Source organism: Arthrobacter sp. NPDC057009 (assembly GCF_042673905.1).
In the GTDB taxonomy this organism is placed as follows: Bacteria; Actinomycetota; Actinomycetes; order Actinomycetales; family Micrococcaceae; genus Arthrobacter.
In genome coordinates this window covers 1-9909 of record NZ_JBHUSB010000042.1, presented here as the reverse complement: position 1 = coordinate 9909, position 9909 = coordinate 1, and the positions used below count along the sequence as shown (strand labels likewise).

Sequence of the window (9909 nt, the reverse complement as noted above, 5' to 3'; positions counted from 1 at the left end):
GCCCGAAACCTCATCCCCGGCCAGAGCCAGGGGCGAGGCAACCGCATACTTTCTCCCACCACGGCGCGACAGCGACGCTGGACCGCTAGTCCATTCCCTGCGGAAACCTGAACGGGCGCTTTTCTTTCGCTGATAACAAAGATTGCTGACGGGTTAGGAGCACTCCGCCGAGGGTTCTGCCTGGAGGTCTATTCGCGCCTGTTGCTTCGTCTGTAGTCTCATCTCAGTATCAAACGGGCAAATCTTGGATGTCCGCGAGCTGCAGGAGGCATCGCATGTCGACGACGGCACTAGCGGGACTGGCCTGGATGCTGTTGGGTTTTGCTGCACTTGGCTTGGGCCGGCTGGCTGAGGGTTTAGCTACCAGAACTTACGTGCGGAGTCATCCGGATGGCGATGTCGACAGGTATATCCGCGGTAAACGGCGCTTCCTGTACGTGTGGACGGGTGCCGTCATCATCATCGGAGCCGCTGTCCTGGTTTATGGTTTGTCCGGCGCGGAGCTAAGGGGAGACGGGAACGCTGCTGAAAGGATCTCGAGACCAGCAGAGGGCCTGGTAATTGCCGCTATAACCCTGATTGCCGGAATTCTAATGATCTTGTTCCGGGATAGATTCGCCCGCTCCGCCACGGACATGCTGCGCGGCTTTGAGACGGACCGACCCGCCGAGAGAGTTAGACGGATAGGCAGTGTCGCGATGGCCGCATTCGGACTCGTGGTCATTGTGATCGGTCTCGTCATCGGTTCACTTGCCTTCTAGTACCGTACGCAGGCGATGGCATCCATTCGCGTAGCCACGAAATATCTCATGGGACTTCGCCCACTCGGCGCGTTCTCTCGCCCCCAGGGAACCCTTCACGGCACAGGGCGCTGTGTCTAGTCCATTTCCCCTAGGAAGCTCAGCGGAATACGTCATCCTGGTCCTCATGACAAAGGCTAGGATTCAGGAAGAGCGGGTTACATCCGTTCGATTTTGGGGGAAATATGAAAATGATCATTCTGGCAATTGCCGCCTGGGTTTTGACTGGCCTAATAGCGCTGCTCGGAATCAGTGCCGGTGCAACCATATGGTTCTACATGGAACCGGTCGTCGATACCGTCCCCGATCCGACGAGCTACTTTGTCGCCGCCGGCGCCGGGTTCCTGGCGCTGTTCCTGAGTGTGGTCATTAGTGTCGGCATCACTGTCCACGCAGCTCGCTGCAGAGCCAGCCGACAGGCGGCAAGCTAATAAGGGCCCAACCGTTTCCTATGCCGGAACCCTTTGCGGGCGGTGTTCCATCAGCTGGGTCGTCCGGTATTGTCGGCGTTACGTGGACTGGGGGTGGGATTGAAGAGTGCGCTGTTCCGTTTCTTCGGCCTAATGCTATTCACAGGCATGTCGAGCCTCTCCATGACTGGCTGCGCCCCAGACCCAATGCAGCCGGATCTTTCCACCCGCGAGGCGTTCGCACGAAGCGTCGTGTCCGCCGCTGCATCCGGCTCAGTGGAACAAGTCGAGAAAATGGCTCCGGATGACTCCGTCAATGTGCGCCCTGGCGCCCAGCAACTGGTCGATTCCTTCCGTGGTTGGGCCCCTGCTTCAGTCAAGCTCTTACTGAGCAACGATTTCCCTGAATACGCACAGGTCCAAGCACTGAAAGAAGCCGGGACGACGGGAATCAAATACGCAATCTCTTGGCAGTCCGGACGCTGGACTCTGGTGATAGGAACCCCGAACCACCCACCGACTGGCGGCGCGAAACCTGGCACTCCCGGAGACGAATCTGACCTGAAATCAAATGTCCGGAAGTAACCGAACGATTCTTGCTGCCCTGGTCCGGTCGGCACCTTGTCCCTTGCATGGAACCTTTAGCGGCACGTTCTCGTCGGTATAGTCCAATGGGCACTTGAGGCAGCACTTGGGATGACGTCTCCGCTCCGTAGCAGTGGGTTCTTGCGCCGAGAACGTTGCTTGGCGCACATCACGTCTCTGTCAGCAGCTTGCCACGGTTAGGCCACAGCGCAGCCAATGTTGCCAGCAGATCTTCGAGGGCGACGGGCTCATCAGCGAGTGAATCAAGGAACGCAGCCGCGTCCAGGTACACTCGCTCGGATACGGCATTGCCGGTATTGACTCTGGTTCCTTCTGAGCGACTGGTTTCCACTAAGCCGGCAGTTTCAAGGGACCGGTAGGCGCGTGCGATAGTCCCGGGTGCCACCTTAAGGTCTGCGGCGAGCTGCCTGATCGCCGGCAGCCGGTGTCCGCCCGCTAGTTCACCGGATCGGATTAACGAGGCGATTTGCTCCCGGACCTGCTCGTACGGCGGTGTCGGGTCAGCTGAATCCACCGTAATCATGCCGGAGCAGCCTTCCCGCAGGCCTCCGGCCGGGCGAATGAACGGCCATCCAGCCGTGCAACCCGCATCCCCAGAACCGCCGCCGTGAATGATGCTCCCAGACCCGCAAGCACGCATCCGGCGCCGAGCAGCAACAGGAAGAGACCGCCCAGGGACGCTGCGGAGGCCGATTCTGCCGACAGGTTGGTGCTGAGCACCGGGGCATTGAACAGGGGGACGCCCGCGGTACCAAGGAACATGCCTAGGGTGAGCAGCAGCGGTGCAATGATGACCCAAGTGAGTGCGCGAGCAGTGTTGGAGCGGAGCGCACGGTCCGCGTTAGCAAGCTCTCGCCAGGCGGCATCGGGAAGAATCACTATGCGGTGGAACGCCGCTACTGCCCCCGTGGCAAGAACCGCCAAGGAGAGCAGTACGGGAGCAGCGAAGTGCCATCCCGGGTACAGGTATGGCCCCCCAACAGTACAACTAGGGCCGAACAGCGACGGGCACAAGAACCGGCCGTCCCCGGCAGCGGGGGCCGACGTCGTACCCCCGGCCAAAACGATGGCGAACACACCAGCGGCACACCCGACGGCCAAGGCCCCCAGCCACCGCGGCACCAACTGCCGCACTGTACGACGCTCCAGGACCGCAGTCCTTCGCGATACGTCACCATCAATGGACACCGCCGGCAGCAGAGCAAAGAGCAGCAGCGCGATACCCGCCCCAGCTGTCGGCCCGACGAATACTGGCACGCCCTGCAAGTTGGGAAAGGACATCTGGACTAGCAATGCTGCACCAAACACCACGGCAGCAACTGTCAAAGCTGCAGCCGTTCGACCCACAACATTCCGCCGGGCGCGCAGCAGCGCCTGGGACTCCACCCCTTCCCCGACCTTGGCTAATCCAGCCAGTGCCCATACAGCGCCCAATAGGACGACGATCAACAATCCCATGTCAGCCAACAAGGCAACCAACGCCATGATTCTTCCCCTCTTCGCGTGTACCAACAAGAAGGTACAAGGGCGACTTTCGTGTGTCAACTATCTGATACACGGCAAGTTCTGAATGGACGCGAACCAACACCGCCGGCCTGCAATAGGAACCCCGACCGGGACGAGGGCTGGGATTAGTCCACTTTCAGGGCGCTGTGTCGGTTTTTGAGGCAAGTCCCAGTGAACCGCACACTTTTTCGTCGCCGGGGATGACAGCGGCGCGGCCACCGCTGAGTACGCACACGGTCAACGGGTGGGGAACCGGGTAGGAAGAGTTGCGGTCACGGAGGCTTGGATGAGTTCTGCCATCAGGGGCATCGGGGTCGAGCACGTGCTGAGCCCACACGTGCCGGCAGGCGGCCAACGCATCCTCGATAGGGATGGGGTTGCGTTGGGTCGATGGCTCGCCGATCCGTGTGCCTTCCCCCAGTACAACTGTGGTGCCGGGGAACTGGTTGCCGTGGAGTTCGGCTCGTGCAAAGCAATCGATTGAGCTTTTGTCCGTGACAGGCAGTTGCATGACGACCGCACCTCCGGTTGCCACCAGGGCGACGGCGATGCCGGCAAGCAGAATCCGCTTGCCTTTGGTGTTCTGGAAGTGCCGGTTTTCTGGGGTTCCGTCCTGCGCGACATTGGCCAGGAGAGCCGCGATGGCTGCGCTGCGTTCGGGGTTGAAGCGCTGTGAACGCGGAATCTCATTCATGGTGTTTCCTCTTCCGGCCTGAGTGGGGCATGTCCCGGCAGGAACCCTGCTTGTGGGTTCATCAACTGTGACAGTTTCTGTTTGGCGCGTGAGAGCCGGGACTTCACGGTGCCCGATGGAACGCCTAGCAACTCACTCACCTCGGCCGTACTCATGTTCTCCAGAACGCAGAGCGCAATGATTTCCTGGTCCCGCCGACCCAGCGAACGGTAGGCCCGGTGTAGGAGTTCAGACCGTCGGTCCTGGTCGACTGTGTCAGCCACGGAGTCGCTGTGATCCGGCACGGGCTCGCACTGTGGCAGTTTCCGAAGGAGGCGTTCATAGCGCAGGTTAGACCTGAGCTTGTTTCTTGCCACGTTCGTGGCTGTCAACAGCAGCCAACCAAGCATCGAATCATTGACCAGCCGGATTCTGGATCTGCAGCGCCAGGCCTCAAGGAACACCATGGCGGTGATGTCTTCAGCCTCAAAGGGAGTTCTGACCAGCCGAAGACTATGAACGAAGACTCGGTCCTGGTGGCGTGTGAAGAGGGAAGCAAAAGCGGTACCGTCACCATCCATGACGCGCCGCCACAGCTCCCCGTCCGTGGATGCCTTCCCTGTGTCCCCCATACCTATAAGTGTCCGGCAACCCCATTGTGGTTCCATCACGATCACCTAGCGAGGTGACATCAACGAGGGGACGAGGTAACTGGGTCACCACCAACCGTTCCGACAGGTAATCGTCCGCACCGGCCGTCTCATAACCCTTGCGTTTTGAGCCACAGAGGTTTTGAGACATACCGGAACGAGGGTTAGGAGCTCGGTGGAAAATCGCGGCTTGTTTGCCCACCGGCTCGTTAGGTGTTTCGGCCAGGCGCTGCTGCGGTTACGGCACCCGCTTCCCGTCGTACCCCCAGAGTCGCCCTATCAGGGCGAGCGAAACATACGGTGGGTTCCATTCGACGGGGGTGCCAGCCAACCACTCCTGCAGATCCTCAAGGGTGTCAAATGATGGATCAGGGTCGTCATCGCCAGGACCAGCATTATCCTCGTCGACCAGCCAGTAGTCTGCGGAGTATGAGAAATCCGCGGGCTGGTACTCGCGGTCCAGCGCAGCGTCGCCATAAACCGTGACTAACAGATCATGACCAACGTACGGTCCACTGAGTACCTTGCCGGTGAACTCACGACGACCAGCGATTACGGAATCCCAATGTGGCCCGTATCCATAATCTGGCTCCGGCATGGATTCCAGCTCCTGCACCCGAGCCTTCCGCGCCCGCCACTGACGGTCAAATTTCAGCCGCACGGCGTTCCACCATTTCCACATCCACTAATGATGCACCGTCCACTGAGCCGTAGGGACTTGCGGGGCGTGCACCAGTTGGCGGAGTCCTCCGCTTGCCGAACCCTCGACGGCACAGTTCCATAGGTCTAGTCCATAGTCCCCTCGACAACGCGCCCGTTGGGGCACGAGGCAAGACCTCTCCAGGGGGCATGTGGCAATTACAGCGACGGCTACGGCCGCATGGCAGAATCACCGTGTGGAAACCCCTGAACCCTTGATTGTGGACTGGCCCTCACTCCTGTTCGCGCTTATCGTCGATTCGCTTGTGGTTTGGGGACCGGCACTTCTGTTGTTCTTTCTCGTACCAACCCATCAGGGCGCTGTTGCCGTTGCCACGGTACTTTTGGCGCTGATGACTAATTGGGTCCTATATGCCCGCGGAAACACGTTGGGCACCTATCTTGGCGGGTTCCGACTACGGACTCGACGCCGGCAAGCACCGGGGCTGACCTACGGACTGGTTCTCACGCTGCTGAGCTTCGCACCCGTCCTCGCCCTCGGATTTCTGCTAGCTGTCAGCTTCACTCCGGGTAACAACGCTTCCGGTTTCCTGGGCAGGCCGGACAGCCATCCCATCATCGGACTTCGAACGCATTCACGGCGACTCCTGCAGGCCACCGACAATTACTGGGAACGCTGGGCTGACTAGGATCATCAACGCAACCTCTACTGAGCCTTTCAACGCTGGGCCTGCCCGCGCTTTCCACGTCCACCGTTCGCGTGCAGTACGCGGGCCATCAACGCAATCACAAGCGCCACAACGCCAGACAGAATCAATGGCCATGCGAGCCAATCGTGGTAGGCGAATGAATCCTCGACGGCGACTACATGGGCAACAGCGTTGCTGACAACCACCGAGGGGTAGAGCGACAGGACTGCGGGTACCCCGTATGCGACGAGGGCCCGGATCCATGTCGCCCCGGACCAACGCCGGGTAATCCATAGAGCTAAGAGAGCTGTGCAGGACCAGAGGACCAAAGCCACCACATTGCCAAAGTTGGACCCAATTTGGAAAGACGCATAAGCGTCCCCAACACCCATCCCCGTGTTTGTCGGAGCAATCAGGAAGTTGGAAACGAACCCGATTAGCCAGGCCACTGCAGCCGCTGACCATACCATCCGCGAACCTGCGCGGCCGGAGGAAGTGGGCTCTCTCAGAACGCTATCGGTGCTCACCTTCCTCAATATAGTCAGGCGCGAGCGTCTATCGCAGGAACCCTCAAACACATTCCGTGTCATCGCAATTGGTTCAGGGAATGCTCTTACCCGGATCTGGCTTGGCGTTCCGCCAAATCAACGTGAACATGAGGGCGATGCCAAAAATTAGCAACGTCAGGACAATCCAGGTAGCAGAAACTTCGTTGTTTACGATGTCGAATGCCGTCTTTATGGCAGAGAACAAACCAACTCCCCAAGAAACTATGGCCATCCATCGGGCGGTTTGGCGAGGAGAGGTACCTAAGGGGTTCCTTGTTTTCATGGTTCACGGTACCGATTGGAAGTGTGTCAGCGCCACAGGTGCCAACTCAGACGAAAAAATTGCGCATCGATCTGTCCGAGATCTCAGCGTGCTGAGCCGACGGCTTAACAACTTCAACGCGTCACAATGCCGTAAGGGGTGTCCCCTTTAGCGGTCCACAGCCGTCCCACAAGCCGGTCCGCTACGGGAAACGTCTCCGACCTGGCCGGAGAAGGTAGAACCCAGCGCGGATACCGTCCCGCAGGACCAGTCCTACAAACCGTCCGGGGAACGGCCCTCGTGTGGCTCAGTGATTCCACTGGTTCGTCTGCTGAACAGCGCCTCAAGGCTCCTGGTGGGGCCAGATATGTCCGTCCCACCGGGGCCAAGAAGGATTGACATAATCAGCCCGCCGGTCCGAGAGCGTCAGGCCCCTGGCATCCTGGCCTGCAACACCCAGGATGTCGAAGCCGACAAAGTTCGCCGGTAACTCGACTAGCATGGACCGCAGTCCTTCACGGCCGGCTGACAACCTTCGCTGAAGGGCCTCGAAGTTCAACCTTCCCTCCGACCACACCACAGCCTCGCCATCGACCACGCAGCCAGGGGGAATCATAGCCGCCGCAGCCTCTTCAAGATCCGGGAAATACCGCGTCAAGTCCTTCCCCTGCCGGGACCACAGCCGTACTCGATCTTGATCACGGAAGATCAGAGCCCGATACCCGTCAAACTTCGGCTCAAAAAGCATCTGACCGGGCAGTGCCGCCGGGGCCGGAATGCCCTTCACAGCCTTCGCGAGCACCACCTCTAACGGCGGGCGAAGCGCTGAGGCTGTCACCTCACCGGAGCGCGTCATGCCCCCAGAATAGCCGGGACGAACCTTAGGGCTGGTAGGCACCTCTAGGGCATTCGCACCCCATCATGCCTAACTGCTGGGCAGTTCCTCCCTTCCGGAACGCTTCACGGCACAGTTCGCTGATATGAGTTCATGGCTTCCCTCGGGAACCCTTCACAGCACAAGCCGCAAGGTCTAGACCCTTTGCCGGCGCCGAGCGTCATAGCAAGGGCTAATTGGTAAGGCTAAGCACGATGCCCAGCAGTCCAAGACCAAGGATGGTGGCTCCGACGAAGACTACAAACTTGGAGCCGGGGGGAGTGCTTGTGGCAGCAGGTAGTCTGCGCCCAGCGCCTTCATAGCGTTGAGCCGCGGCGTCGTAACGCTTATGAATCAAGCCCGCAGCTGCTGAACGGAAAGAAAGTACCGCGATGCCCAGGAGAATAAAGATACTGCCTAGGGCAAGCGCTGCGATTTGGAAGGGCGTCACCGGAGCCTCCTTACCACTTGAGGTTCAGGAATGAGGCAACAACCAGAGCCAGCCCCATTAGGATTGCAACAACTCCAACGGAGGCCACCCGGCTGGGGGTGGAATTACGGGCAGTCTGTTCACCATATTTACCGAAGCCGGCACGCTGTGCGTCGGCGTTGGTTTTGGCTATGCCGCTTCTCTTGAAGAAAATGACGATTCCTATTGCCAGGCTTAGCAAACCGCCTAAAAAAGCTGGCCAAAAAATGGTCATGTTGGTTTCCCCTAAGAAGCTAGCGGCTGCTGCATTGTGAGTGAGCCTACTGCCCTCTGCGACCGGAGTAAATGGTGACGCAAGCGGAGTCCGCCGCCCATGAAACCACCCCGCCAATCCGTCAAACAAATCGTTCGGGAAGCGGCCACGCGGCGGCGGTGACCGCGGGCCTGTCGCGCAGAGCAGGCGTTCACCAGGCAACCTCAACCGGGCCAGTTTCCGTGGTCTACTCCAACGGGGGAAGCCGGAAGTCGGATCGCTGAGCCGCAGCACCTCTTCTGAGGACGAGGAACTAGTGATCGACGGAGAACAGGAGGTCCTCAGCGGCCATCAAGGCAATTTTGATCTAAGTTCTTCTGCCTCGGAAGCGAGCTTCCGACGGTGGTCTCGGGTGAATCTTCTAACCTGCATGTCAAGGACAGCCCGGCTACCCAACTCTCCCACACCCAACAGCTGACCCACCCGACGTCTTGCTTCGTCCACGTCCTCTGAATCCTCAATCATCTGAAAGACCTCGTCACGCCGATCCACCGCCCGTACCAGGGCATCGACGATCATCAAGTGGTCCCTTATCCGCCGCTCATCCTCATCCATGCGGCGATTCTTGCACGACCGAAGTCATTGGGGCATTACGTCCGTTGGGAATCCCATCTGAGCGAACGAATCGGCCCACGGGCGGTTCTTGGGGCCGCTGCTGACTGCTGGGAAGGCTGCGCCGACTACGACCGCCAGCACATTCCACTGGTACACCTATAGGACCTTATCCCTGCCCATGTGCGGAACCCTGCACTGCACAGGTCACTGGTCTAGTCCATGGTTCCCCTCGAGAACTTCTACCGGATGTTTCAATGGTGGGCCTGCCCGGGCATTCCCCGTCCACCGTTCGCGTTCAGTACGCGGGCCAATAACGCAACCATAAGCGCCACAATGCCGGACAGGATCAATGGCCATGCGAGCCAATCGTGGTAGACGAATGAATCCTCGAGGGCGACTACATGGGCCACAGCGTTGCTGACCACCGCCGAGGGGTAGAGCGACAGGACTGCGGGTACCCCGTATGCGACGAAAGCCCGGATCCATGTTGCCCCGGACGAACGCCGGATAAGCCATAGAGCCAAGAGAGCTGTGCAGGACCACAGGACCAAAGCCAGCACGTTGCCGACGTTGGACCCAATTTGGAACGACGCATACGCGCCCCCAACACCCATCCCCGTGTTTGTCGGAGCAATCAGGAAGTTGGAAACGAATCCGATAAGCCAGGCCACTGCAGCCGCTGACCCCACCATCCGCGAACCTGCGCGGCCGGCGGAAGAGGGCTCTCTCAGAACGCCATCGGTGGTCGCCTTCCTCAATATAGCCAGCCGCGAGCCGTGAACGACAGCAACTTCCCGATTGAGAGGTGACTATCGCAGCCCTCACGTCACGCGGTTCATTAGGTCTAATACGAAAGTAAGGTTCGTCAGGCTGCGGTGGCCGGGGTGATGGTGACGTTGAAGCCTAGGCTGTTGAGTTTTTTGATGGCGTTGT

At 59.5% G+C, this 9909-nt stretch carries 10 protein-coding genes and 1 pseudogene; 3 read left to right on the top strand and 8 right to left on the bottom strand.

Annotated elements, in window-relative coordinates; all coding sequences use genetic code 11:
• The first annotated feature begins 275 nt into the window (after positions 1-275).
• Both ACFTR6_RS21845 and ACFTR6_RS21840 read left to right on the top strand, forming a co-directional pair.
• Positions 276-761: a hypothetical protein gene (locus ACFTR6_RS21845; protein WP_377959454.1), complete on the top strand. Its 486-nt coding sequence runs from the start codon at positions 276-278 to the stop codon at positions 759-761.
• A gap of 230 nt (positions 762-991) precedes the next feature.
• On the top strand, positions 992-1231 hold the full coding sequence (locus ACFTR6_RS21840; RefSeq protein ID WP_377959453.1) for a hypothetical protein: 240 nt from the start codon (positions 992-994) through the stop codon (positions 1229-1231).
• Between the two features lie 733 nt (positions 1232-1964).
• Here ACFTR6_RS21840 and ACFTR6_RS21835 read toward each other — a convergent pair.
• From ACFTR6_RS21835 to ACFTR6_RS21815, 5 genes are all read right to left on the bottom strand, one after another.
• Positions 1965-2339, bottom strand: a complete 375-nt coding sequence (locus tag ACFTR6_RS21835) for a GntR family transcriptional regulator (protein ID WP_377959452.1) — start codon at positions 2337-2339, stop codon at positions 1965-1967.
• The gene (locus tag ACFTR6_RS21830; protein WP_377959451.1) at positions 2336-2740 is read right to left on the bottom strand and encodes a hypothetical protein; all 405 of its coding nucleotides are present in this window, start codon (positions 2738-2740) and stop codon (positions 2336-2338) included. Before ACFTR6_RS21830 ends, ACFTR6_RS21835 begins: the two co-directional genes overlap by 4 nt.
• A gap of 718 nt (positions 2741-3458) precedes the next feature.
• Entirely contained in the window at positions 3459-4016 is a 558-nt protein-coding gene (locus ACFTR6_RS21825) for a hypothetical protein (RefSeq protein ID WP_377959450.1), read from the bottom strand.
• Positions 4013-4627, bottom strand: coding sequence for an RNA polymerase sigma factor (locus tag ACFTR6_RS21820; RefSeq protein ID WP_377959449.1), 615 nt, complete (start codon positions 4625-4627; stop codon positions 4013-4015). The genes ACFTR6_RS21825 and ACFTR6_RS21820 overlap by 4 nt, the downstream gene beginning before the upstream one ends.
• Positions 4628-4883: 256 nt before the next feature.
• Positions 4884-5327 carry a hypothetical protein gene (locus tag ACFTR6_RS21815; RefSeq protein ID WP_377959448.1) on the bottom strand — a complete coding sequence of 148 codons (444 nt, stop codon included), beginning with the start codon at positions 5325-5327 and terminating at the stop codon, positions 4884-4886.
• A 214-nt stretch (positions 5328-5541) separates the two neighbouring features.
• Between ACFTR6_RS21815 and ACFTR6_RS21810 the strand changes: the two genes are divergently transcribed.
• The gene (locus ACFTR6_RS21810) at positions 5542-5994 is read left to right on the top strand and encodes a hypothetical protein (protein WP_377959447.1); all 453 of its coding nucleotides are present in this window, start codon (positions 5542-5544) and stop codon (positions 5992-5994) included.
• Between the two features lie 1153 nt (positions 5995-7147).
• Here ACFTR6_RS21810 and ACFTR6_RS21805 read toward each other — a convergent pair.
• The 3 genes and pseudogenes from ACFTR6_RS21805 to ACFTR6_RS21795 all read right to left on the bottom strand — a co-directional run.
• Positions 7148-7660 (bottom strand): hypothetical protein, encoded by a 513-nt coding sequence (locus tag ACFTR6_RS21805; RefSeq protein ID WP_377959446.1) that lies wholly within the window; start codon positions 7658-7660, stop codon positions 7148-7150.
• Positions 7661-8139: 479 nt separating this feature from the next.
• Positions 8140-8382: a hypothetical protein gene (locus tag ACFTR6_RS21800; RefSeq protein ID WP_377959445.1), complete on the bottom strand. Its 243-nt coding sequence runs from the start codon at positions 8380-8382 to the stop codon at positions 8140-8142.
• Between the two features lie 330 nt (positions 8383-8712).
• A pseudogene (locus ACFTR6_RS21795) lies at positions 8713-8979 on the bottom strand (DNA gyrase subunit A); the annotation flags it as partial.
• Between the last annotated feature and the right edge of the window lie 930 nt (positions 8980-9909).